The sequence below is a fragment of the Vibrio sp. KUL80 genome, assembly GCF_059725495.1.
Genome location: NZ_AP045841.1, coordinates 2,175,915 through 2,200,640, shown reverse-complemented (window position 1 = coordinate 2,200,640; position 24,726 = coordinate 2,175,915). Strand labels below are relative to the sequence as shown.

The 24,726-nt window shown below is 46.4% G+C and carries 24 protein-coding genes and 1 pseudogene; 22 read left to right on the top strand and 3 right to left on the bottom strand.

The window, feature by feature from the left end; genetic code table 11:
* The first annotated feature begins 8 nt into the window (after nt 1-8).
* The 3 genes from AC6I8U_RS10135 to AC6I8U_RS10125 all read left to right on the top strand — a co-directional run bounded on the left by AC6I8U_RS10135 (nt 9) and on the right by AC6I8U_RS10125 (nt 3,375).
* Entirely contained in the window at nt 9-950 is a 942-nt protein-coding gene (locus AC6I8U_RS10135; RefSeq protein ID WP_498016772.1) for a hypothetical protein, read from the top strand.
* 171 nt (nt 951-1,121) lie between these two features.
* A complete protein-coding gene (locus AC6I8U_RS10130; protein ID WP_234493987.1) occupies nt 1,122-1,661 on the top strand; it encodes a heme NO-binding domain-containing protein in 540 nt (179 codons plus the stop codon).
* Between the two features lie 7 nt (nt 1,662-1,668).
* The gene (locus AC6I8U_RS10125) at nt 1,669-3,375 is read left to right on the top strand and encodes an ATP-binding protein (protein WP_498016771.1); all 1,707 of its coding nucleotides are present in this window, start codon (nt 1,669-1,671) and stop codon (nt 3,373-3,375) included.
* Here AC6I8U_RS10125 and pabB read toward each other — a convergent pair.
* Nucleotides 3,361-4,767 (bottom strand): aminodeoxychorismate synthase component I, encoded by a 1,407-nt coding sequence (gene pabB / locus AC6I8U_RS10120; RefSeq protein ID WP_498016770.1) that lies wholly within the window; start codon nt 4,765-4,767, stop codon nt 3,361-3,363. The two genes, AC6I8U_RS10125 and pabB, sit on opposite strands and share 15 nt — an antisense overlap.
* Nucleotides 4,768-4,972: 205 nt before the next feature.
* Here pabB and AC6I8U_RS10115 point away from each other — a divergent pair, with 205 nt between their 5' ends.
* From AC6I8U_RS10115 to mnhG, 14 genes are all read left to right on the top strand, one after another.
* Nucleotides 4,973-6,493 (top strand): fumarate hydratase, encoded by a 1,521-nt coding sequence (locus AC6I8U_RS10115; RefSeq protein ID WP_498016769.1) that lies wholly within the window; start codon nt 4,973-4,975, stop codon nt 6,491-6,493.
* A 98-nt stretch (nt 6,494-6,591) separates the two neighbouring features.
* A complete protein-coding gene (locus tag AC6I8U_RS10110) occupies nt 6,592-6,777 on the top strand; it encodes a hypothetical protein (RefSeq protein WP_042477374.1) in 186 nt (61 codons plus the stop codon).
* 118 nt (nt 6,778-6,895) lie between these two features.
* Nucleotides 6,896-8,269, top strand: a complete 1,374-nt coding sequence (locus AC6I8U_RS10105) for a YcjX family GTP-binding protein (RefSeq protein WP_498016768.1) — start codon at nt 6,896-6,898, stop codon at nt 8,267-8,269.
* The gene (locus tag AC6I8U_RS10100) at nt 8,266-9,285 is read left to right on the top strand and encodes a YcjF family protein (protein ID WP_498016767.1); all 1,020 of its coding nucleotides are present in this window, start codon (nt 8,266-8,268) and stop codon (nt 9,283-9,285) included. The genes AC6I8U_RS10105 and AC6I8U_RS10100 overlap by 4 nt, the downstream gene beginning before the upstream one ends.
* A 317-nt stretch (nt 9,286-9,602) precedes the next feature.
* The gene (locus AC6I8U_RS10095) at nt 9,603-11,021 is read left to right on the top strand and encodes an SLC13 family permease (RefSeq protein WP_234493981.1); all 1,419 of its coding nucleotides are present in this window, start codon (nt 9,603-9,605) and stop codon (nt 11,019-11,021) included.
* Between the two features lie 6 nt (nt 11,022-11,027).
* Nucleotides 11,028-12,353, top strand: coding sequence for an ATP-binding protein (locus AC6I8U_RS10090; RefSeq protein WP_498016766.1), 1,326 nt, complete (start codon nt 11,028-11,030; stop codon nt 12,351-12,353).
* Nucleotides 12,340-12,813: a response regulator gene (locus AC6I8U_RS10085; RefSeq protein ID WP_128650052.1), complete on the top strand. Its 474-nt coding sequence runs from the start codon at nt 12,340-12,342 to the stop codon at nt 12,811-12,813. The genes AC6I8U_RS10090 and AC6I8U_RS10085 overlap by 14 nt, the downstream gene beginning before the upstream one ends.
* A 46-nt stretch (nt 12,814-12,859) precedes the next feature.
* The gene (locus tag AC6I8U_RS10080) at nt 12,860-13,210 is read left to right on the top strand and encodes a rhodanese-like domain-containing protein (protein ID WP_498016765.1); all 351 of its coding nucleotides are present in this window, start codon (nt 12,860-12,862) and stop codon (nt 13,208-13,210) included.
* A 440-nt stretch (nt 13,211-13,650) separates the two neighbouring features.
* Nucleotides 13,651-16,296, top strand: coding sequence for a hydrogen gas-evolving membrane-bound hydrogenase subunit E (gene mbhE, locus AC6I8U_RS10075; protein WP_498018352.1), 2,646 nt, complete (start codon nt 13,651-13,653; stop codon nt 16,294-16,296).
* Nucleotides 16,296-16,649, top strand: a complete 354-nt coding sequence (locus AC6I8U_RS10070; RefSeq protein WP_042477366.1) for a Na+/H+ antiporter subunit C — start codon at nt 16,296-16,298, stop codon at nt 16,647-16,649. The genes mbhE and AC6I8U_RS10070 overlap by 1 nt, the downstream gene beginning before the upstream one ends.
* Nucleotides 16,649-18,154 (top strand): proton-conducting transporter transmembrane domain-containing protein, encoded by a 1,506-nt coding sequence (locus tag AC6I8U_RS10065; protein WP_498016764.1) that lies wholly within the window; start codon nt 16,649-16,651, stop codon nt 18,152-18,154. Before AC6I8U_RS10070 ends, AC6I8U_RS10065 begins: the two co-directional genes overlap by 1 nt.
* Nucleotides 18,151-18,627 carry a Na+/H+ antiporter subunit E gene (locus AC6I8U_RS10060; RefSeq protein ID WP_128650050.1) on the top strand — a complete coding sequence of 159 codons (477 nt, stop codon included), beginning with the start codon at nt 18,151-18,153 and terminating at the stop codon, nt 18,625-18,627. Before AC6I8U_RS10065 ends, AC6I8U_RS10060 begins: the two co-directional genes overlap by 4 nt.
* Nucleotides 18,628-18,664: 37 nt before the next feature.
* A complete protein-coding gene (locus AC6I8U_RS10055) occupies nt 18,665-18,943 on the top strand; it encodes a cation:proton antiporter (RefSeq protein ID WP_498018351.1) in 279 nt (92 codons plus the stop codon).
* Entirely contained in the window at nt 18,940-19,236 is a 297-nt protein-coding gene (mnhG, locus tag AC6I8U_RS10050) for a monovalent cation/H(+) antiporter subunit G (RefSeq protein WP_128650048.1), read from the top strand. Before AC6I8U_RS10055 ends, mnhG begins: the two co-directional genes overlap by 4 nt.
* Nucleotides 19,237-19,499: 263 nt before the next feature.
* Here mnhG and AC6I8U_RS10045 read toward each other — a convergent pair whose 3' ends face one another.
* Nucleotides 19,500-19,829 carry a hypothetical protein gene (locus AC6I8U_RS10045; protein WP_498016763.1) on the bottom strand — a complete coding sequence of 110 codons (330 nt, stop codon included), beginning with the start codon at nt 19,827-19,829 and terminating at the stop codon, nt 19,500-19,502.
* Nucleotides 19,830-20,008: 179 nt separating this feature from the next.
* Here AC6I8U_RS10045 and AC6I8U_RS10040 point away from each other — a divergent pair, with 179 nt between their 5' ends.
* The 4 genes from AC6I8U_RS10040 to AC6I8U_RS10025 all read left to right on the top strand — a co-directional run bounded on the left by AC6I8U_RS10040 (nt 20,009) and on the right by AC6I8U_RS10025 (nt 22,592).
* Entirely contained in the window at nt 20,009-20,371 is a 363-nt protein-coding gene (locus AC6I8U_RS10040; RefSeq protein ID WP_498016762.1) for a MerR family transcriptional regulator, read from the top strand.
* Between the two features lie 60 nt (nt 20,372-20,431).
* Complete coding sequence (locus AC6I8U_RS10035; RefSeq protein WP_498016761.1) at nt 20,432-21,361, top strand: MBL fold metallo-hydrolase; 930 nt, start codon at nt 20,432-20,434, stop codon at nt 21,359-21,361.
* Nucleotides 21,362-21,441: 80 nt separating this feature from the next.
* Nucleotides 21,442-21,867 carry a phosphate-starvation-inducible protein PsiE gene (locus tag AC6I8U_RS10030; protein ID WP_498016760.1) on the top strand — a complete coding sequence of 142 codons (426 nt, stop codon included), beginning with the start codon at nt 21,442-21,444 and terminating at the stop codon, nt 21,865-21,867.
* A gap of 47 nt (nt 21,868-21,914) precedes the next feature.
* Nucleotides 21,915-22,592, top strand: coding sequence for a glutathione S-transferase (locus tag AC6I8U_RS10025; RefSeq protein ID WP_498016759.1), 678 nt, complete (start codon nt 21,915-21,917; stop codon nt 22,590-22,592).
* Nucleotides 22,593-22,607: 15 nt separating this feature from the next.
* Here AC6I8U_RS10025 and AC6I8U_RS10020 read toward each other — a convergent pair whose 3' ends face one another.
* Entirely contained in the window at nt 22,608-23,399 is a 792-nt protein-coding gene (locus tag AC6I8U_RS10020; protein WP_498016758.1) for a CLCA_X family protein, read from the bottom strand.
* Nucleotides 23,400-23,603: 204 nt separating this feature from the next.
* Between AC6I8U_RS10020 and AC6I8U_RS10015 the strand changes: the two are divergent.
* Nucleotides 23,604-24,725: pseudogene (locus AC6I8U_RS10015) on the top strand (protein kinase family protein).
* Nucleotide 24,726 lies beyond the last annotated feature (1 nt).

The window sequence follows — 24,726 nt, the reverse complement described above, 5'->3', positions numbered from 1 at the left end:
GAGCTCACATGGATAGCGAAGGACAAAATGGTGCTCTACTGATACGCCTATCCAATGGTGCGCTGCTATTTAACCGCGAGTTTTTAAAGAGCCAACTTACAGAGCCGAATGCTTTATCTCCCGAGCAAGTTCTGTGCGAAAACCCAGAGGGCATTTTTAAAGACTTTGGTAATGGGTTTTACGCGTTCATCTCGACCCCGGCCTCCAGCTACAAACTCGTTTTGACCTGTATTTGGGGAGATGTTTCTTTCACAACTTGCTGTAATTTAGATGTGACGAAAGCTTTAGAGCTTCCGAAAGAGCTAGCTATCGGGGTAAGCCCTCCAGAGGTTTTGGGCTATAGCATACTGAGCGATGGAACGGTAATGATTCCGGTAACGATAGCAAAGAAACATGCCTCTGATACTTGTGCAAATCTAGGGCTGTCGGAACTTGTGTCAGCGACAGTGTTAGAAAGCGGATATGTTTGCGAGCGCACGAGTCGTTATCTTATCGTGTATCCACGAACTTCACATGAACATCGAAAAAATAATACTGTATGCCATTTAAAACTCAAATATAGCAAAGTAGGACAGGAGTCGGAGCATCACTCCAGTATCTGTGTTGAGCCTGGTATTTTTGATGACATTTTTACCGATAGATCGAGCTTAAACAGCAAAGTTACCCGCTTTCATCAGAGTGAACTCAAAGCGATGATTCCAGGAGTAGCGAGTCCAATAGCCTTTGTTGATCGAGTCTACTCGCTTAAAGACGAACAATTCTTGGAGCCCAGAGGAGATGGATCGTTTGTCGACCTAAACAGTCAATGCTCCCGTGAACTCGATGCCTATGTCTACTTGGTTAGCGATGGGGTTGAACATGTCGCCCTTTGCGTTGCTATTAACGCTCGAGCCAATTCTGAGGCTACTATGCCTAGTCGCGGGGTCGCCTATAAAGACTCAATTCACTAAGTTCAACGATAATGCGAGTTTTAATCTTTTCTATGGGCTCTACAATTCTATTTAAGCCTTAACTTATTGTTTGAAAACTAACAATATTTGAAATCAGTCGAGAACTGTCCTAAAACTTTAAGTTAAAGGGTAACCTCAATTTAGAATACTTAGCTGGCACGGAGAAAGTGAATGAAAGGAATTATCTTTACCGAGTTCATGGAATTGGTTGAGGAGAAGTTTGGTTTGGATGTCTTGGACGAAGTTCTGGAGATGTCTGGGGATGAGGGGGTCTATACGGCTGTAGGCAGTTACGACCACAAAGATCTCGTCAAACTCATTGTTAACTTGAGTAAAAAGACCAATATTGACCCCGCTACACTGCAGCAAGTTTTTGGGCAAACGGTATTTAAAACACTACTTAACTCGATTCCTGAGAATGCGAGCATTGGTAGCAGTGTGTCCACGTTTCAGTTTATTCGACATGTAGAGGATTATATTCATGTTGAAGTGAAGAAACTCTATTCTGATGCTGAACCGCCAAAGTTTCACTTTATTAGCGAGACTGAAACAGACATGGTAATGGACTATCAGAGCGCTCGTTGCATGTCACATGTTTGTCTGGGCTTGATTGAAGGTTGTGCTGAACATTTTGGTGAGTCAGTGAAAGTAGAAATGACTCCACAAACAGAAGATAGCAGTGTCGTCCGTTTTAATTTGACTCTAGCCTGAGGATGACATGCCTAGTAGTTCTGCCATAGAACGAAAGCTGAAGCGCGAGATTGCAGCTAGAAAAGCGGCAGAGGCTCTTCTAGAACAGAAGAGCTTAGAGCTTTTTAATGCCAATCAGCAGTTAGAGGTTGCATTAAAACAGACGGAAGCTCGCTCTGAAGCGAGTTTCTTGCGCTTAGATTTTCAGCAAAAAATAGAACGTATCCTAATCCATTTTGGGCGTACTTTCCTGCGCACAAATCTTGATGATGTTCTGGTTATAGAGTTAGTTAATCAACTCTCTGAAATCAGTGATGATGTTGCATGTTCTATTGAGTTACCAGACAAGCCGATACCCACACTCAAAAAATCTCAATATCAAACCAAGTCTTATCTCGCCTTGGGTGAAAAAGATGATATCGCCAGGTCCTGCATACCGATTGAACTCGAGCAAGATGTCATCGGTAAACTTGAGTTGGCCGTAGATGAATCTACCTTTGATATGGATTTTGTCAGTAGCCAGATGTCTTTAGTTTGTGAGTTGCTCTCTAGCTCGATAACGCGTCAAATCATCAACATTCGTTTGGTCGAATCCAAGGAGCGAGCCGAGGCATCTGAGCGTTCTACTCGTGAGTTTTTAGCGATGATCAATCACGAGTTGCGGACACCTCTGAACGGCTTGCTAGGAAGTGTTGAACTCCTTGCTGATACTGGGTTGAGTGATAGTCAGAAAGATTTGCATCACAACCTAAGTCAGTCGGGGCAGCTGTTACGATCGATCATTAACGACCTATTAGACTTCAGCAAAATTGATGCAGGAATGCTGGAGCTAATTGAGTCAGATTTCACTTGGAAAAGTCTAGAATCCACGCTGCGAAGCATTTTTGAGCACAAGGCTCAGGAAAAGCAGATAGGATTTGTTATTAAGTCTAATGGCTTTGAGCAAAGGCTGATAAAAGGCGATCTCGAGCGTGTAACGCAAATCTTTGTGAACCTCATTGGTAATGCGATTAAGTTCACCGATAAGGGCAGAGTAGATGTTGTAGTCAGCAATGGCGACAACGGGCTAAATATCTCTGTTTCCGATACGGGCATTGGGATTAGCGCGGCCGCACAGAAAAAACTATTCCAGCCGTTTACCCAAGCCGACAGGTCGAGTTCGCGAAACTATGAAGGTACAGGCCTTGGTCTTGCCATCTGTCGTCGATTGGTCGAGCTAATGGGGGGAACTATCTCACTTGAAAGTGAGCTCGGCAAAGGTACGATATTTCATGTTCTTTTACCGCTTAAGACGATGGTTCAACAAGCGGCCAATGAGCAAGTGCAGACGGATAATGCCGCAGAGCTAGATTTGTCATCTCTCAAAGTCCTGGTCGTAGACGACATAAAGATGAATCAAGTTATTATCACCAAGATGCTCAGCAAATTGGGTATCTCTCCCGATTTAGCCGTCAATGGTCTTGAGGCGGTCGAACATGCGACCAATCAGGAATACGATATTATCTTCATGGACTGCAGAATGCCTGTTATGGACGGCTTTGAAGCCACCAAACGCTTGCGAGATGCGAGCTATGTAAAACCCATTGTAGCGCTAACCGCAGGGACTACGTCGGAAGAGCGACAGAACTGTTACGACGTAGGTATGGACGATATTCTTTCTAAGCCCTATACCGCCAAAGACCTTACTCAGACTTTGGCGAAGTGGGGACCTTCTTGGGGATTAGAGGCTATCTAAGATAGGCAGAATTTTGCCCAGTTTATGATAGGTCTCTTGGTATTCATCGTCACAAACACTGTCAGCAACAATGCCTCCGCCTGCCCATGCGTATACTTTTCCTTTTGTAGCAATCAGCGTTCGAATGGTGATACTGGTATCCATCACACCATGTGCGCTGATGTATCCAATACTGCCACAGTAGACACTTCGTCTGTGAGGCTCGAGCTCTTCAATGATTTCCATCGCGCGAACTTTAGGTGCACCTGTTATTGACCCTCCAGGAAAGCAGGCACGGAGTAAATCTGTGGCACTGTATTGATTATCAAGCTCACCAACGACCGTACTCACTAAATGATGTACTGCGGGAAAGCTTTCAATCTCGAACAGTTTAGGAACCTTTACTGAGCCGGGTTTCGCCACTCGACCAATGTCGTTTCTGAGAAGATCGACGATCATTAAGTTCTCCGCCTGATCTTTAGGCGCGTTCGCTAACTCACCTGCACTGAGACGATCTTTGTCAGCGTCACTAAATCGTGGTCTTGTTCCTTTGATCGGTTTGGTTTCGATATCGCGATGATGAAGCTGTAAAAACCGTTCCGGAGAGATACTGAGAATCGCGCTATCTTCTGTTCGGATAAATGCACTAAAAGGGGCTTGGTTGTGCTGGTCTAGAACATCAAAGGCGTGCCACTCGCTTCCTTGATACTCAGCGCAGTGTCGCTGTGCGAGGTTAATCTGGTAGCTGTCGCCGGCCGCCAAGTACTCTTTAACTGAGTTGAAGCGCTGTTGGTAATCATCTTGTGTCATGTTTGATTGCCATTCGGTACTCAGTTTAAACGGCGTGCGTTCGCGGGGCTTTTGACTCTTTAGCCAGGCAAGTTGAGCTGCGACATTAACCCCAGCAACGACTGCCTTTTGTTCTTGATGATCGACGAGTAGCGCCCAATCATAAATGCCTACAGCCATATCGGGCGCACTGATATCGTGATCGGCAATCATCGGGATGTGTTCAACGCGTCTTCCCAAGTCATAAGCAAAGTAACCAACCGCACCACCGATAAAAGGCCAGTCAGTCGTTAGCTCTTGCGTGCCAATTTTCGTTTTCACCAGTTGATCGATAATAGTGAAGGGGTCTTCTTCATCAGAGCGTACGAGGTCGCCTTCTGTAATCTGAGATTGCTCGCCAAAGGTTTGCACGGTCGCCACAGGATTCGCCACTAAAATATCGAATCGATTGTTCTCGTGCTCTAGCGTCGAGGACTTTAAGAGCATCGCCCATGGGAGGTGCTCGATGGACGCAAAGTATCGTTTGGCTAAATCTGGTTGGTAAAGTAGGTCAACGAATTGAATAGATTGGCTTTCTTTTTTGTTCATTTGCTTAAACTGTGACAGAAACGTTGTCGCACTCATGGCGCATAGTGGAAAGCAAGAGTATCATATTTTCACAACAAAAAGTCGGACATTTAGCCCTGATAAAACTATGGTTAAAGTGAGTGATGCTAAGCGCTGCAATCGCAGTACTTACTCACTTCTTCGTTGTTTCGAGAGAAACGGATAGGGTTTGACAGGCCAAACAGTGCGGCACCCTGGAAGCTAAAATTATAAGAGGTATTCAATGGCGGTTATTCGTAAAGAAGATGTGATCAGCTCCGTTGCTGATGCATTGCAATACATCTCGTATTACCATCCTCTCGATTTTGTTCAAGCCCTAGACAAAGCTTATCAAAAGGAAGAAAGCCAAGCGGCGAAAGACGCTATCGCGCAGATCTTAATCAACTCACGTATGTCAGCAGAGGGTCACCGACCTATCTGCCAAGACACGGGTATCGTGACGTGTTTCGTGAACATTGGTATGAATGTTCAGTGGGACAGCGATCTTACCGTGCAAGAGATGATTGATGAAGGCGTTCGTCAAGGTTATACCAACCCAGATAACCCACTTCGCGCATCGGTACTGAAAGATCCGGCTGGCAAACGCATCAACACCAAAGACAACACACCAGCTGTCGTACATATCAACATGGTGCCGGGTGACAAGGTAGAGATTCAAATCGCAGCGAAAGGTGGCGGTTCTGAAAATAAAACTAAGATGGTAATGCTAAACCCATCTGACGATATCGCTGAGTGGGTAGAGAAAACACTCCCTACTATGGGGGCGGGGTGGTGTCCACCGGGTATGCTGGGCATTGGCATTGGCGGTACAGCAGAAAAAGCAGCGGTACTGGCAAAAGAATCGCTGATGGAACACATCGACATTCAAGAGCTTATCGACCGTGGTCCTCAAAATGCGGAAGAAGAGCTGCGTTTAGACATCTTTAATCGAGTGAATAAGCTAGGTATCGGTGCGCAGGGTCTTGGTGGCCTAACAACGGTTGTTGACGTCAAAATCAAAACAGCACCAACGCATGCTGCATCAAAGCCTGTTTGTATGATTCCTAACTGCGCGGCGACGCGTCATGTGCACTTTACGCTAGATGGCACGGGTCCTGCTGAACTCACGCCACCAAAACTGGAAGAGTGGCCAGAGATTACTTGGGAAGCGGGTGAGAACACGCGCCGTGTTAACCTTGATGAGATAACCAAAGAAGACGTTCAAGAGTGGAAAACAGGCGAGACGCTGCTGCTTACGGGTAAAATTCTGACAGGTCGTGATGCCGCCCATAAGCGTATTCAAGGCATGTTAGAAAGTGGTGAAGGTCTACCTGAAGGTGTCGACTTTAAAGGTAAATTTATCTATTACGTTGGCCCAGTAGATGCGGTAGGCGATGAAGCAGTAGGTCCTGCAGGTCCAACAACCTCGACTCGTATGGATAAGTTTACCGACATGATGCTGTCTGAAACTGGCCTAACAGGCATGATTGGTAAAGCGGAGCGAGGCCCTGCGGCGATTGAGTCAATCAAAGAGCACAAAGCTGTTTATCTAATGGCGGTAGGCGGTGCTGCATACTTGGTAGCGAAAGCGATCAAGAAGGCGAAAATTGTAGCGTTTGAAGATTTGGGTATGGAAGCGATTTACGAGTTTGAAGTCGAAGACATGCCAGTGACTGTCGCGGTGGATTCGAGTGGTGCGAATGCTCACCAAATCGGTCCGGATACGTGGAAAGTGAAAATCGCGGAAGCGGAAAGCGCATCCTAGTTTGAGTTCAAAAAAGTGAGTGTGTGAAAACATACTCACTTTTTTTTATCTATAATTCAGGCGTATACTGAAGAAAAAGAACCAAGGAGAGTGCAAACATGCCTCGATTTATACAAATATTACAAATCGCAGTACTACTAGTAGTGGGTTTCTTTGTTGGCTATGACCTGATTTTACACGGGATCAGCATCTTCAACGAAAAATACGTCACCATGGCGTGTGTGCTGACCGTATTGCTGGAAATTGCTCTGTTTGTTATCTACAAACTCATCGAAGACGATTAATATTTTCTAGCGTCCGAATACTCTAAGCCCCTGAATAATATCAGGGGTTTTTTGTTCATATTTGGTTAATCTCGTATAGTGCACACTGTTCCTCGTTATTTGTATTGGAGTAAGTTGAATGAACCGCATTGGTCAAGAAGTCTCAGATTTGTTGCATCGAAGCCTAGATTCTCACGTTCGAATTGCTGTGACTGGTCTTTCTAGGGCGGGCAAAACAGCATTTATCACATCATTGGTGAACCAGCTACTTCATACCTCGACACACGATAATTTGCCTCTGCTCGAGTGTGCGAGGGACGGTCGTCTTATCGGCGCGAAGCGAGTACCACAGTCGAATTTAATGGTTCCACGCTTTGCCTATGATGATGCGATGGCGCAACTGCACTCGACGCCACCTGAATGGCCTCAGCCAACTCGAGATGTCAGCGAAATCCGACTAGCAGTGAAATACAAGCCAGCTAAAGGTGCAAAACGCTTATTGAGTAAGACGTCGACCCTTTTTATCGATGTTATTGATTACCCAGGGGAGTGGCTGCTGGATTTGCCGTTGCTCGATCTTACGTTCGAAGAGTGGAGTGAACTTCAGTTTGCTAATCTCTCCGGCATTCGAAGTGAGTGTGCACAACCATGGCTGGAAGCACTAGATAGTTTTGATGGTGCGGCGGAAGCCAATGAAAAAGTTATCGCGGAGATTTCTCAAACATTCACTGAGTACCTGTTTGAATGTAAAGACCGAGGATTACATTGGGTGCAGCCGGGTCGATTCGTATTACCCGGCGAACTCGCGGGCGCACCTGTTCTGCAGTTCTTTCCGTGCAAGCCGTCGACGGATAAGCCTCAAAAAAGCAGCGGCTACGCGATGCTAAAACGTCGCTATGAAGAGTATCAAACCAAGGTGGTTAAACAGTTCTATAAAGAGCATTTTGCAACCTTTGATCGTCAAATCGTTCTGGTGGATTGTCTACAGCCTCTAATGGCTGGAGACGAAGCATTCAATGACATGAAGCAAGCGCTTCAGCAGATTATGAAGAGCTTTCGCTACGGTCAGTCGAACCTACTCAGACGCCTATTTGCCTCGAGGATCGACAAAATACTATTTGCGGCGACTAAGGCCGACCACGTGACACCGAACCAGCATGGCAACTTAGTGAGTTTGTTGCAGCAAATGGTTCACCCTGCGTGGCAAGAGACGGCATTTGAAAATATTGAAATGAGCTGTATGAGTGTTGCTTCAATACAAGCGACTGAGGCCGGGTTTGTTGGTAATGGTGGTGATAGCTCGCCTGCGCTGCGAGGCACCACGCTCGAAAATCAAACGCTAACCTTGTATCCGGGTGATGTGCCAGTTAGGTTGCCAAAACCTGAATTTTGGCAGCAAAACGGCTTTGAGTTTACCTCATTTAAACCTCTTGAAAGTGCACAGGATGCTCCTTGTGGTCATATTCGTCTTGATAAAGCGATGCAGTATTTGATTGGAGACAAACTTCGATGAGTGATGTGAAAAACAGAAAAGTCTTTAATGAAGATTTGTCCAATGTTGAACAAACTTTGGACATGAACAGCCAAAAACTGTTTGAACCTGAGCAAACCTTTGTTCCTGTTGAGGCAAGCTCGGTAGAACAAGAAGATGAAAAACAGCTGGAAAAGACCATTCGTGGTAGTAGTAAGAAAGGTTGGATTGCGACTACCTTTCTAACGGCGTTTGCGGGTCTTGTGGGGTGGCAGGCGATCGACAACGTCATTACCGCTGCGACCACGGGTGATTATCTTTCATTAGGTTGGTCAGCATTGGTCACCGGTGTTGCCGTTATGGGCATCGGCGCGTTTGGTAAAGAGCTCTATAAGCTTCGCAAGCTCAAGAACCATTTTTCGGTTCAAGAAGAAGCACAGGCATTATTGGATAATGACGCAGTCGGTAAAGGCGAAAAATTCTGCCAAAAACTGGCTCAAGAAGCGCAGATACCTGCAGAAAACCCAGCGTTTGACCGTTGGCAAAACAGTGTTCATAGCGCCCATAGCGATGCTGAAGTGCTGGATATGTATCAGTCTATGGTGCTTACCGAGCAAGACAAGAAAGCGATGGCATCGGTATCTAAGCTTTCCGGAGAGGCAGCTATACTCGTTGCTCTCAGCCCGTTGGCGATTGCTGATATGCTGCTTATCGCGTGGCGAAACTTTCGCATGATCGACCATATTTCTGAGATCTACGGTGTAGAGTTGGGTTATTGGTCAAGGTTGAAGCTGTTTAAATTGGTGTTGGTGAACATTGCCATTGCTGGCGCGAGTGAACTGGCCATTGAATCGAGCGCTGACATACTGTCGATGAATTTGGCTGAAAAACTATCGGCTCGCGCTGGACAAGGTTTGGGTGTGGGTTTAGTGACGGCTCGTCTAGGGTTGAAGACCATCAGCCTAATGCGTCCAATCCCTTTTACACAGGAACAAACACCGCGACTTGGCTCAATCAGACAGTCCGTGATTGAAAGCCTCAAAAATAAACTGAATTAATTGCCGATATCCCCGCTAAGTACGTCATCCTCGAGAAATCGAGGATCTCCTAAAGCGCATGACTAATTGTCAGCCAGTGACAGAGTCACACCAATCAGGCTTTTCACGCGTTGTATGAGATCCCCTTTTTCAAGGGGATGACGTTGTTTTTTCAAAATCGGCGAATGGTTAATACAACCAGAACTAAATTGATACTCAAATCACATTCCAAGAAACTTGATGATATTTATGAGGAAACTTTGATCCTACGCTAAGTCGTTGGCTGCATAGTGGCGTGATACTGCTCACAGTAATCTATTCTCAGGACGAGCAGTATCATGCAAAAATATCTGAAGTATATCATTCCGATATCGATCCCCTTGATCGTACTACTTCTACCATTATCCGCATTCCCTTTCGAAGGATTGACCATAGTTCAGCAACGCGTCATTGCCATCTTCCTATTGGCGGCACTCTGCTGGGTATTCGAGCCCATTCCAATTTACGCCACGTCTGTTGTCATTATCGTTCTCGAACTCTTGTTGGTCTCAAACAAGGGGGTATACCTATTTCGGTCAGGAGAAGGGCAAGCGCATTTCGGTGAGCTTCTCAATTACAATGAAATCATGGCGACCTTTGCCAGTCCGATTATCATGCTGTTTTTGGGTGGCTTCTTTCTTGCGATGGCCGCGACTAAGTATCGCCTAGACGTTAACTTAGCGCGCGTACTGCTTAAACCATTTGGTAGTGATCCAAGGTTTGTGATGCTTGGTCTGATGCTGATCACCGGTATTTTCTCGATGTTTATGTCGAACACGGCCACCACAGCGATGATGCTATCGATCCTGACGCCTGTGATAGCGGTGTTTGGACCTAAAGACCCTGGACGCATCGCCTTTGCTTTGTGTATCCCTGTCGCAGCAAACATTGGCGGTATTGGTACACCCATTGGCACACCGCCTAATGCAATAGCACTAAAATACTTGGTCGGTGATAACTACATCAGCTTCGGTGAGTGGATGGCATTTGGCGTACCGTTTGTCGTTGTGATGATGGCGCTAGCGTGGATGTTGATTAACTTTCTTTATTCGGCAGACCAAAAGAAAATTGAGTTGTCGATTAAAGGCAAGTTCCTCAAAACGCCAAAAGCCATCATGGTTTACATCACCTTTGCGCTGACCATTATCTTGTGGCTAATGGGTTCGAGTCATGGCATGAACTCTTACACGGTGGCCTTGATTCCTGTCGCTATCTTCTCGCTAACCGGCATCATTAATAAAGAAGACCTCAAGAAGATCTCTTGGGATGTACTATGGCTGGTATCGGGTGGTATCGCGCTGGGTCTAGCGCTCGATAAAACCGGTTTGGCTCGCTTAGTTGTTCACAGCATTCCGTTTGATGAATTCTCACCTTATGTGGTGCTATTTGGTGCTGCTTTCCTTTGTCTGTTAATGGCAAACTTTATGTCGCACACAGCGACGGCAAACTTGTTAATGCCGATTATGGCCGCACTAGGCACATCAATGACATCACTGACGCCACTCGGCGGTGAACTTACATTGATTTTGGTGGTAACTTTTGCAGCGTCACTTGGTATGTCTTTGCCAATCAGTACGCCGCCAAACGCACTTGCACACGCAACAGGGCATGTACAAAGTAGTCAGATGGCGCGTGTGGGTGTGATTTTAGGTGTGGTTGGTGTGATGCTAAGTTTTGTGTTGGTGTGGCTACTCCATGCAGTAGGACATATAGGGTAAATGCCAATGGAACTATTGGTTCGCCACTATTTTTCAGAGCCAAGTCGTCAGGTCTCTTTCGATGCCGAGCAAGTTGTGCTTCGTCAAGAGGCGCACAATGACCGACTCTATTATGTGTTAGAAGGGGAGCTTGAGGGATATTTCGAAAGCGACCAAGATGGCAAGCTCACCAAACTGTTTAATGCCTCGCAAGGGGCATTCATTGGTGTACACAGCTTTTTCTCAGGTACTTGGGTGGCGTCATCAACCGTTATTGCAAAAACCGACGTAACGCTTGCTTGGATTGATAAACACACCGAGCCGGTCGAGCCTGAGCAATACGGTCCGTTGAGTGCGCAGTTTATGCCCGTGATGGTGAATGAGCTCTCACGGCGTCAAAGAAGAGCCAAGCAAGAAGCGTTAGCAAAAGAAAAAGCACTGCAGCGTCTTCATACTGCTGAGCAAATGACAACCCTTGGCCAGCTTGCCGCAGGTATCGCTCATGAGCTCAATAACGCTATTGGTGTGGTCAACAGCAAAACAGAGCGAATGCAGCAAGATTTGCTTCAACTGCTTGAAGAGCTTCACCCTGAAGTAAGCGGCTACTTTGATGTAGGACTTATGCAGGGACAGGCTGTCTCATCGAGTGAAGTACGCCGAATTGCGAAGCGCTTTCAACGAGACTATCGCTTAGACAGAGATATTGCTAAGCAGCTCGCCAGAGCTTTGGGTGATAACACGGTGCCAGAATCTTGGCTTTCTGACCCCTCTAAAGCCCTAAAGTACTGGGGCATGGGTAGAGATCTTCACGATCTCAAAATTGCCGCTAGGCACACTGTAGGTATAGTGAAGTCAGTAAAACAGCTGGGTCGGACTGATGGCGAACCGGATGAGCTTCTAGATATCAACGATACAATTAACAAAGCACTTGCGCTGCTGCAAAGTGATTTAAGAAGAGTCTCGGTACGGATGCAGCCCGCAGTGCTACCACTTATCAAAGGTGCGTCGACGGAGTATGTTCAGATCTGGAGCAACATCCTAAAGAATGCATGTGATGCGCTTCAGCAAACCGATGCACCCAATATCAATATTCAAACTAAGTTCGTTAATCAGCGTATTTTGGTCACGATTGCCAACAACGGCCCTGAAATCGATGAGCCAACGCGCAGAAAAATCTTTCAGCCTAACTTCACCACTAAGAAAGGTGGTCTCTCATTCGGTTTGGGGTTAGGACTATCAATTGTAAAACGAATCGTCAGCGAGATAGGGGGGACCATTGCGGTTAAAAGCGATGAGACTCGCACTATCTTTCGTGTCAAGTTACCAGTAGGAGAAGCATATGGAGAAGCTTAACGTCATCTGTGTTGATGACCAAAGAGAGGTACTCAGTGCCGTCATTCAAGATCTTGAACCCTTATCAAGCTGGCTAAACATTGAAGACTGTGAGTCTGGTGAAGAAGTGCTGGATCTCATTGAAGACCTTGATGCCGATGGTGAAAGCATTGCTGTGATTGTGTCTGATCATGTGATGCCAGGTATGACAGGTGTAGAGCTTTTGACCGAGCTATCACGCGACAGTCGTTTTAAAGAGACTAAAAAGGTGTTGCTTACTGGACAAGCGACACACTCAGACACCATCACCGCAATTAACACTGCAGGCGTGAGTCACTATTTCGAGAAACCTTGGAAGGCAGAAGAGCTGGTCAGTTGTGTGCGCTCCTTGGTCACAGCGTATATTTTTGATCGTGGCTTCGACTATCAGCCGTATCATGAAGAGTTAGATCAAAATATCGTACTGGAAAGGCTGCGCTAAACTCAAAGTTTGCGACGACTTCCCGTGTGATTACCAAGGAGAGAATATGAAGATATTTGTTAACTGTTTTCTGCTTAGCCTTTTGTTTGCATTTAGCTCTGTTCAAGCAAGTGAAAGGGCGAAGCAAGGTTGGCAGTGGATAGAGGAGGGAGCGATGGTCATCGATGTCCGCACACCAGCTGAGTTTAGCGAGGGCCATCTCGATCAAGCTGTAAACTATCCACTTTCGGAATTGGATAAATACATCGGAAATCTCGACAAGTCGCAACCGATAGTGCTTTATTGCCGCAGCGGCAATCGTTCTGGTCAAGCCTTGCAATATCTATCTTCCAAAGGCTTTACAGCGCTTCATAACGCTGGTGGATTGAATGAGATGAAGATTGAAGCCCCTCAATAATTCTGTAAAACAATGAACTTCAAGCCCGAATAGCAGTCTTAAATCCGGGCTTTTTGACGCTCGTTAGTAACCTTCCTACCTTAGTCATGTAATATGACTAGCCTGCTCGTGACAGTTCGTTACAAATAGACATTTAATCTGCCTAATTCGCAAAATTTGGGCGCAAATAGTCGAACTTTCTCATCTAAAGAAACGCTTTATTTAACTCTTGCATCGAATTTTACAGTTCCTACCTAGAACCTTAGAACGGCTCAAGGATAGAATTGGCTTCGATTTTTATAGTGCATATGTGGTTTTTGGTTCGGATTTTCCGAAGTTTATATCAGGGAGCCTAATCTGGACGAAAAATAAACCCGCATACGTTGCACAATAGTTAGAGAGAAGTGAGTGTTACCTTGAGTATCGAGAGAGCCGTCATTAATAGCGGAGCACAAGACCAAATAACTAGAGCGGAGCAGCCAAGCTCATCTCTATGGTTCGGTCTTTTTGCGTTGTTTCCGTTACTGATCTTAGCGGCAGTGTTGTCGCTATACAGCCCTGAAGGCGTCCGTTGGAGCCTTCCTTGGGTCCCAAGTTTGGGACTAGCATTGAGTTTTCGACTCGATGGGCTGTCGTTTTTGTTTGCCTGCTTGATTAGCGGAATAGGGACTATGGTGCAGATTTATGCGCTAGCGTACCTGAGAGAACATAAACAAAGATTTGCCTTTCACTGCTACTTAACGGCGTTTATGGTGGCGATGCTAGGTGTTGTTCTTAGTGACAACGTGTTGTTGCTGTTTGTCTTTTGGGAACTGACGACTGTAACCTCTTATCTCTTAATCGGGTTTAACCATGAGGCGCTTAAGTCTAGAAAGAATGCACTGCAGTCATTGTTAATTACCGGTGCGGGTGGTTTGGCTCTGCTTGCTGGACTTATTCTGCTTGGTTCTATGGCGGGCAGCTACGAGCTAACTGGCATTTTGTCGCAGGCCGGTGAGCTTTCTAGTCATTCACTGTTTTTGCCTTCTCTGGTGCTTATTCTGCTGGGTGCGCTGACAAAATCAGCTCAATTCCCATTCCACTTCTGGCTACCCAATGCCATGGCGGCGCCAACTCCAGTGAGTGCCTATCTGCACTCTGCCACTATGGTAAAAGCGGGTATCTATTTATTGGCCGTTGTCTCTCCGATATATGCACAGACTGAACTCTGGTTCTACACCCTGACGATCATGGGCGGGTTTACGGCCTTGTGGTGCGCATTGATGGCACTCAAGCAGACCGACCTCAAGCTGATGTTGGCATACAGCACCACAGTCGTACTTGGAAAACTGACCTTCTTGTTGGGTATTGGTAGTGACTTAGCGCTTAAGTCAGCCTTGATGCTTATCGTCGCTCATGCGCTCTATAAAGCGGGCCTTTTCATGGTGGTAGGTAATGTCGATAAAGCGGCAGGCACACGTGAGATCAGTCAGCTACGCGGCTTACGCTCAGTATTAAAGATAAGCTTTGTTGCCGCGGTGATTGCGGTTCTATCGACGTCAGGTGTTCCTCCACTACCTGGATTCCTCAGCAAGGAGTACATGTATAAGGCGGGGCTAGAAGTGAGCAACTGGGCTGTGTTTTTGATGGTGCTGGTGAACGCGTTGACCGTGACTTTGGTCATGGTGCTACTCATTAAGCCATTTACGACACGTCATCAAGGTGAGCCAACCAAAGTTAAGCCTGTGGAGATCAACAAAGGTCTGTGGATCCCACCGTTTATGCTCGCAATTGTCAGTGTGATTGCAACTGTTGCTGGATTGGGCTGGTTGAATGAGCAAGTGATTATCCCAGGGGTAACGACCATTGCACCTGTGTCTGATCCGGACCCAGTGAAAGTGTGGCATGGCATTAATACACCTCTCATTCTGAGTGGCATTACCTTATTGCTTGGTGTGTTGATGTACAAAGTCTACCCAACGCTTACCGCCTTGCTAGAACGTACGCTACCAAAATTGCCATGTGCCAACCGAGTGTTTGATAACTTGCTTGAAGCCATGGTGAGCTTTGCTAAGTGGCAAACTAATATGCTGCAAACCAAGCGCATGAGCGTCTATGGGCTGCTATCGTTTGGAGCGTTAGCGGTACTGCTTATCAGTCAAACCCCAATGTCGCTCAGTCAGTTCGCGGGTCGTTTAGAAGGCATCAAGCTGTATGAAGTCGTGATCGCGGCACTGCTGATTGTCTCATCGTTTGTAGTGATTATCTCAAGAACCAAGTTCTTAGCGGTAGCGGCACTTGGCATGATTGGTTTCATGACCACTTTGGTATTCATGATCTATAGCGCGCCGGATGTCGCAAAGACTCAGCTTCTAGTCGAAACCCTAATGGTTGTCTTCCTCGTTCTGTTGATGCGCCACGTGCCTAAGCTTTCGACGGTTAAACAACACTCAAAAGGACGCCGCACTATCCACGCCTTGGTGGCGGGCAGTATTGGTATCGCAGTCACTATGGTGCTGCTTTCGATCACGGCTGAGCCAATGGACATGTCGGTATCTCAGTTCTTCAACGAACAGAGTGTGCCAGGCGGTCATGGTCGCAATATTGTTAATGTAATTCTGGTTGACTTCCGAGCGTTCGATACCTTCGGTGAAGTGTTAGTCGTCGCGCTGGCAGGTCTATGTGCAGTGAGCTTGCTTAAGCCAGGAAGTGTGCCATCCACAAAAGTGAAGTCACTGATCTTGGGCACGGCGTCTCATATTGTTGCGGCTCTAATGTTGGTGTTCTCATTGTATCTGTTGATGCGTGGCCATAACTCACCGGGTGGTGGCTTTATTGGCGCACTTATCGCGGTAATAGGCTTATCGCTTCTTATGTTCGCTGAGTCTCCTCAATATGTTCGAGAAAGGCTGCATTACGCGCCGTTTAGTATCGCTATGCTGGGGGTTTTCATTAGTTTCGCTGCTGGTGCGGTGAGTCTAGTGTTCAACCTGCCATTCCTGACAGGTCTGTGGTGGAAAGACGTGTTACCGCTAGGAACGCCACTTATTTTCGATATTGGTATTTACCTAGGTGTCATTGGTGGGGTGATGGGAATGATCCTCCATGTAACGGAGGAGATGGACTGATGGAAATGTTATGGAGTGTTGTCGTTGGTGTGTTTGTCGCATCTGGCATCTATCTGATGCTAGAGAGGCATCTGCTTAGAGTCTTATTTGGCCTGATCCAACTGAGTAGTGCGGTCAACCTAGCCATTTTTAACGCGGGTCGATTAACGGTCGGTAACCCACCGCTCATTGATGGTGATGCCGTGCTACCGCATGTCGACGCGGCTAACCCGTTGCCACAAGCATTAATTCTGACGGCAATCGTTATTGGCTTCGGACTCTTAGTCTTTACTTTGGTGCTGTTCTACCGCGCTTACCAAGAGACGCAATCAGCGGATATCGATGAAATGAAATATTCTGAGGAGCAGGCGTAATGTCAATGTGGTTAACCTTGCCTGTTATCATGTCTGTTTTGACCGCCGTTTTGGTGTTCTTTACGAGACACAATCACAAGCTTGCTGAAGCGATAAGCGGCACGAGTGCGCTGTTTACCTTGCTCGGCAGCGTGTTCTTAATCAACGGTATTCTGGATAACGGCCCTCAGGCTGTGGCGTTTGGTCAATGGGCTGCGCCATTTGGCATTGTATTCGTTGCTGACTTTCTTTCCGCGGCAATGGTGGTTATCACGGCTATCATTGGTGTGGTGAGTGTGTTCTATGCGATGGCGGATCTGAAACAGAAACCGTCATATGGCGTGTTCCACTCGTTGATTCATGTGCTCCTTGCTGGCGTATATGGTGCCTTCTTGACCGGAGATATCTTCAACCTTTATGTCTGGTTTGAAGTCATGCTGATTGCATCATTTGGTCTGATGGTGCTCGACGCAAATCGTCAACAAGTGGACGGTGCGGTTAAGTATGTGATGCTTAACTTTATCTCGACGCTCATGTTCTTACTTGCCATCGGCTTACTTTACGGTGCAACTGGCACACTTAGTTTGGCAGACTTACACAGCAAAGCGGCTGACATCGCTCCTCAGACCAAGGTTCTGCTAGCTGCGCTGTTCCTATTTGGCTTTGCGGTTAAGTCGGCGCTATTTCCTTTGTTTGCCTGGCTTCCGGCGTCTTACCACACACTTCCAAGCGGTGTGGTGGCGCTCTTCGCTGCGCTGCTCACTAAGGTTGGAATCTATGCGTTAATGCGCGTATTTACCCTCGTGTTTCCACTGGCAGACAGTGGCTGGCAACCACTCATGATTTGGGTGGCAGCACTGACCATGCTAACGGGCGTATTAGGGGCGGCAAGCCAATACAATGTGAAGAAGATCCTTTCTTTCCACATCATCAGTCAAATTGGCTATATGGTTATGGGTCTTGCCTTGTATACCCCGCTTGCCCTCGCGGGGGCGATTTTCTATATCGTTCACCACATTATCGTCAAAGCGAATCTTTTCCTCATTGGTGGTCTTGTTGAACGCAAGCACCAAACCAGTGAGCTGAGTGAATTAGGTGGTATGTACAAAGCGACACCATTGCTAGCTTTCTTGTTCTTAGTACCGGCATTTTCCTTGGCTGGCTTCCCACCATTGTCAGGATTCTGGGGTAAGTTTTTGGTTATCAAAGACAGCCTGCAAAACGAGTACTACATGCTAGCGGCTGTCGCGTTATTCGTCGGTTTATTAACTATCTTCTCCATGACCAAGATCTGGAGCGAAGTGTTCTGGAAGGCAAAACCGTCAAAGCAAGACGGGCAGACTTCAGGTGAAAAACTTTGCAAAAAAACCAGAGCCTTGTACTACGCACCCATTGTCGTGTTGACCTCAATGACGTTAGTGATTGGTTTTGCGGCTGAGCCTTTCTTCCAGTTTGCCTTTACGGCGGCGGAACAGCTTCTTGACCCTAGTGCTTATATCCATGCCGTTCTAGGAGGTGGTGCATGAACTATTTCTTTTTGAATGTGTTTTTGGGTGGCGCATGGATGCTACTCAATGGTGAATACACAGGCTTGAGCTTTGTTACTGGTTTCGTGGTGGGTTACTTCGCTCTTAGGTTGAGTCAGCCATTTGGACTTAAGTCGAGCTACTTCAAGCGCTTTAGTGCTTCTATAAAGCTATTCCTGTACTTCTGCTACGAGATGCTGATATCGGCAGCCCATGTGGTCTGGGATGTGGTCACGCCGACGCATCTTAGCGATCCAGACATCATCTATGTCCCGCTTGATGTGACCTCAGATCTTGAGATCACCTTGCTTGCTAACATGGTGTCACTGACACCGGGCAGCTTAAGTCTGGATGTGACGGAAGACAAGAAACACCTCGTGGTGCACGCCATGTTCGCACCCGATCACGATGAAGTGATTCGCTCAATCAAGAACGGTATGGAAAAACGAATTTTGGAGGTGACACGTGGATAGTTGGCTGTCATTTAGTATCAACTTTGCTTACGTCGGGATGCTGCTCAGCCTAGTGCTGGTCTTTATTCGCTTGATTAAAGGTCCCACGCTTGCGGACCGTGTGGTCGCGCTCGATCTTATCGCTTTTATTACGGTTGGATTTATCGCGGTACACACCTTGGCGAGTGGTCAAAAATCGCTACTCGATGTGGCGATCACCCTTGGCTTAGTCGCTTTCTTAGGAACCATCGCTTTTGCAGGCTTTATTGCCAAGCGCAACCAGCAACAGAGTGAGTCAGAAAACCACGAAAGCTTAGAGCAAGGAGGTAAGTCATGACGTTCATCACTGGACTCTTACTCTGTATCGGTACGTTTTTTGTGTTGGTGGCGAGCATTGGGGTATTGCGTATGCCCGATCTCTACACCCGAATGCACGCATCGACCAAGGCTAACACTATGGGGCTGACAGCACTGCTTGCGGCAGTTGCGTTTGGAATGCCAGATATTACCGTGGTTTCCCGTGTACTTGGCACCATGCTGTTTATCTTGCTAACCGCACCGGTTGCCGCTCATTTGCTGAGCAAAAGCATGTATTGGAATGGCTACAAAATGTGGCGAAAAAAGAAGTAATCGTCTCGCGATAAAGGTTCGCTCTCTACCTCACTGTGAGACTTAGCAGTTTTATTATTGTCTAACCAAGGAGAGCCTATGCGTAGAAAAGAACTAACACTATTAGTCGTTGCCTGTGTCTGTTTTCTCATCACTTTAGTTGTTGGGAAATGAACACTCGGTAAGCCTCTATTAAGAGGTCATTTAAGCAGTATCTGAGGCTCCTTTTCAGGTTTCTCGATACTGCTTTTTTTATACGTGGCATCACTAGCGGTTTATCGAATTTAGCTAAAGTCAAAGGCGGGATACTTGACCTTTATTCTCCGCTGCTCAGACATAAGCCTTTTAAACGACAAGGTTTCGGTCAGGCTAATCACCGCCTGTTCATCGCTATCTTTTAATATCGTTCCGGCGATCGTGTCACTGGTCCCGTCATTAAATGAGATTTCACCCTGAAATATATACTCACTGTTGAGCCGGTTTTCAGCAATCGAAATGACGATGCTACTTTCTGCGATTTGTAACACCTCAAAGCTTTGCTTAGACAGATTTAGTGTTGGCCGCTCAGGCGTCGGATAATTTAGGCGATAGTGTTGTCTTTGATTTTCACTCATGTTTAAAGTCTCGATAGATGCCACGTGCAAACAATCTAGGAAATATTTGCTGCTATTCGAGGTTTCTCTGACGTTTTCATTATAAATGGTAACTTGATCGCAGTTTTACCGCGCAAATAGAGCAGGGGTGCAGAGCAGAAATATAGTGATCCGCAATGAAACCAACCGAGAAAAGATTTATGCGTATAGGCACTTTTGCAAAACAACATGAGGTGAGCGAGCGAACACTTCGTCATTATGAGTCTATTGGATTACTCCCGACGCAAGAGAGGGAAGGGCGCTATCGAGTCTTTAATGAGGACGCTCATTTGCGTATGGTCTTTATAGGTCGTTGTAAGCAGATCGGTTTGACCTTAGCCGAAATCGGTGAGCTCATTCAGTTTTTCGATGCACCAAAAGGCGAGCGCTGCAAAGCGAGCTTAAAGGTGATTGCAGAGAAGAAAGTGACCTTGTCACAAGAGATTGTTCAGAAACAAAGATTATTGGAGAGACTGAATAAGCTAGAGTTGGATGTTCAACATAGAATCGATAATAGCTGTTGACTCTGACGTATACGTCAAACTTTATACTCCCGAAAAAACATCATCAAGATAAGAGGGATTATGAAGATTTTAAAAGGACTATTTGCTCTTTTGGCCATTGTACTTGTTACATTGACAAGCTATGTATACAGGCTTACAGGTTACCCCGCAGAGATCAAATCCATAGAGCAAAACAAGCCAGTTCAGTTCTCCGACTGGAAAACGGCTCTATCAGGTGCGGCGGTGGTCGACTACAAACTACTTCAGGTAGGTAGAATTGTTATGGACCGTAATCTGCTAATGCAGGGCGCCCCTGATTCTTATCCGCAACGCCATGCCGCACTACCGGTACTGAGTCACTGGATTCGCCACCCTGTCTATGGCGAGTATCTCGTCGATGCGGGGTTTTCCAAGTCGTTCAAAAATAATAGTAGGGGCAACTATAACTGGCTGATGCGAACCATTGCCTCGCTTTCAGGTATTGAAAACAGCTTGGAGAAGTCCCTAGAGCTTCAACTAAACTACAAAGTTGGTCGAATAAACGGTGTGATGATCACTCATTTTCACCCTGACCACTCCTCTGGAATAAGCGACCTGCCGACGGGCACTTCCGTCATTGCCGATGAAAAAGAGTATGACTTCATTGCTAGGCTCTCAAATACTGCGCTCTTTACTGAGGATTATGATTGGCACGGCATAGACTTCACGAAAGGCTTTAAGATAGCGCCATTTACAAGTGTGGTTGATGTGTTTGGAGATGGCGCCGTTTGGGCGGTATCGACGCCAGGGCATACCAAGGGGCATACTTCCTACTTACTCAACACGACACAAGGTATCAAGTTTGTTGTCGGCGACGCCAGCCACTTCGGCTATGCCTATGACAATAACTATGCACCGGCAGCGCTAAGTGGCGAATTACGTGAGCAAGCCGCAGAAACCCTCGCTTCTATTAAAATGTTCGCAACACAGCATCCTGATATCAAGCTGATATTTGGCCATCAGCTTCCCTAATGCGTTGCGTTAGCGGTTCATTGGCGAAATAAAAATGTGCTAGAGTAACAACATAACTAACAATAACTTATTAAAGTGTTATGCCTTCTCATTTACCAAAATCGTTTAGTAAGCCATTTCTAAAAATATTCCATGTATTAGAGGCTGTGCTGCTTGTCGCCATTACATTGGCGACCATCTACGCCATGGCCGAAGAGTTTATGCACGTCTTTACTGAGCGAAGAGTGCTACTGACCGATATTCTTCTCATGTTTATCTACCTAGAAGTACTCGCCATGGTTCAGCAGTTTGTGGTCAACGGTAAGATACCCGTACGCTACCCGATCTACATTGCTATGATGGCAATTGCTCGATACATCACGCTAGGAATGAAAGAGATGGATGCTACGCTCGTCGTATGGTTATCTGTTGCGGCATTCATTTTGGCGGCAGCAACCTTGATTATTCGCGCGGGGCATCACTATTGGCCTTACGTCGATAGAAATACCAAAGAGCCGGATGAATAAAAGCGAGTTATTCGTCTCCAAATCAACGAGTGCAGGAACGATTGGCAATGGACAATGAAATACGCCCTATTTTATATTCGCTACACAACTGTCCGTTCGCAATACGAGCTCGTTTAGCCATTGTGAAGGCTCAACTACAGGTACGTATCCGAGCAATAAAACTCGATAACAAACCTGTTGAGATGCTAGAAGTGTCTCCAAAAGGAACCGTCCCAGTATTGACTTTCGAAGATAACACGCCAGCCATTGAACAGAGTTTAGACATTATGGTTTGGGCGCTGAGACAGAGCGACCCAAACAACTTGTTGTATTCAGAAGATAGCTATGCACTGGAGCGAATGCTCTCAACAATCGAAAGCTTTGAACATGATTTCGACCCTGCACTAAACGCGTTTGGATGTGCGAAGCGTTACCATGAAACCAACATGTTATCACTAAGGAAAGACTGTGAAGTGCAACTTGCTTTGCTTGAATCGCGATTGTCTCAGCACACTTTTCTGTTCGGAGAGAAAGAGAGTCTTGTTGATATTGCGTTGGTGCCGTTTTTGCGCAAATTTGCCCGCATTGATAAGCAATGGTTCAGGGATGCGCCTTATCCGAAGCTGCGCACATGGCTTAATAATTATCTGCAGAGCCCGATGTTTTCAAAGGTAATGGAAAAGCAGGAGTTATGGCTTGACCATCGTGAGGACGTTATTTTTGGTCGTTACAGTTATAAAAAATAGCCAGCGTTGTTGTATCTAACGGCTCAGCGCTTCTCCGAGTGGGTGAAAGTAGGCTTTTAGTGCCTCGCTGATAATGTGTCGATGGGCGACATCAGGGTAAATATGAATGTTATCGGGATGCGTGGTACCAGAGACTAGATACGCGTTTTCTATGCCTGAACAAGACTCGACCACTGCCTCAAACGCACGTGCCATCATTTCGGTCGGCTGTGAAAAGTAATGCGTTCCAACCGCTTTGTCTGCTTTCACACTTCGTGACACGTAGTCATGTCTGTCTTGCCCATCACTACTAAGAAGTACCGAATCAAATACCTTCATCAATCTATTATTCAAGAGATGAGGGAAGGGTGTCGTATTTGCGAGCCAGCAATCACTTGCGAATAGAATGCGCTTTTGTGGACCGGAACGATCGCCAATATCAAAGGCTTTCTCGGCAATGTAATGGTCATAGGCGTGCCAAAATTCGTGGGCCAGTGCTCCCGCTCCCGCGTTCTTTGCTAAGGCTAATTCTCTTTGATTTGGCGCATAGTGTGCTTGAACGCCCTTTCTTCCCCCAGTTCCATATGCAAGGTTCAAGTTGCCACGTAAACCGATCGCCTTTGAAGGTAGAGCTAAAAAGAACGCAAGGTCCGCCAATGAATCGAAGATAAGGTTGGCAGCAAGATCTTTCTCTTCATTGTTTACCCATTTACCGACACGAATACTGCCGATACCAAATGTCTCTTTGATATCCAAAAAAGAGATCTGATCTCCGTGACGATAGTCGGGACCTTTTCGTGTACGGTACTTGAAGTTAGTCAGTTGCAATTCGGGCCTCGGCTTTGTTGTTGAGCTGTTGCTTTAGGCACTGGGTGAGTTAAGGGAGCAACCAAGTATACATGATTTGTACGTTGGTGAAGGCGTACTGTTGCACTACCTTTTACTAAGCCCCCATTGGGTCACCTGAGGATGATATGAACTGTTCAAGGTACGTGTATGGTAAGACACTCATAGGTGAACGGAGGCAAGGGAATGAATCAGCGTCAGAGAGCACAGCAACTATTTGAAAAAAGCGAAAAGCCACTCATTGTCGGTGACAAACGTCATTGCCCTATCTCTCCGAGCGAGTTGGCACAAACGACTTCAGATTCAGATTATGTCGTAGAATCGTTTGATAGTGGGCTCACCGCTGAAGTATTTCACATACGTATTGACGGTAAAGATTATACGCTCAAGAAAAAACGCCCCATAGCCAGAGTGCAGAACCTTGATGGTGAATACTCTTTCCTAAATGAAGTCCAGCGCCGTGCAGACTTTCACAAACTTAAAACCGATCCTACTACCGCGGATGATTTTCGCTGTATCGTTGAGACAGTCTACGCGAACTATCGGATCGGGATTATCTTATCTGAGTGGATTGAAGGCACTCCTTTTGAACCTACGCCAAAGCTCCTTAGCGACTTATTCTCTACATTAGCCTCGTGTGAGCAAGCAGGGCTCTTCGAATGGGATTTGTGTTCGGGTAACTTGCTGCTAGACGATAACAACCAGCTCAAGCTTTTTGATTTTGGTTACATGTACCCATTTGAGCCGCGTCATGAGTTTAATAGCGATGGTATTAATGCGCCTCTATTTCAGTTTTGTGAGCGCTTTGAGACACGGTTTTTTTCTGGTTGGGTACTGGAATACAGTGGGAATGATCAAGACCGGATAAGTGTCTTTCGAACGGTTAAGCAAGCTGCCTACATTGCCCTTGAAGCAAAACTAGCTTGGCTGAAGAAAGAGAACGGGAGCGATGAGGTCATAGCGCTAACGGAATCATTGAGAAATAGATATTAACAGGCACTGGACGACCGAGCTTTGTTGGAACAGCTTTACCTCGTTGAGATGTTTCGATCCCACGTTTTAGATATAGAAGATGACCTTCATGGTAAGAGTTGTACTCCAATGACAATGAAGCGTGCAGAGGCAGTTCTCGAGATGATCGCTCAGCACTTCACGTTATTGGCAGATCAAGGAGCGCTGTTTTTCGATAACGAAGGGAAGACGCAACAAGAGCTCATCGACATCTATCAACACAAGCGCATTTTGGCTGAAAAATATCAGTTGCAGCGGAAGAGAGGTTTAGCGGAGAACGACTCCGCTAAACCGTAAG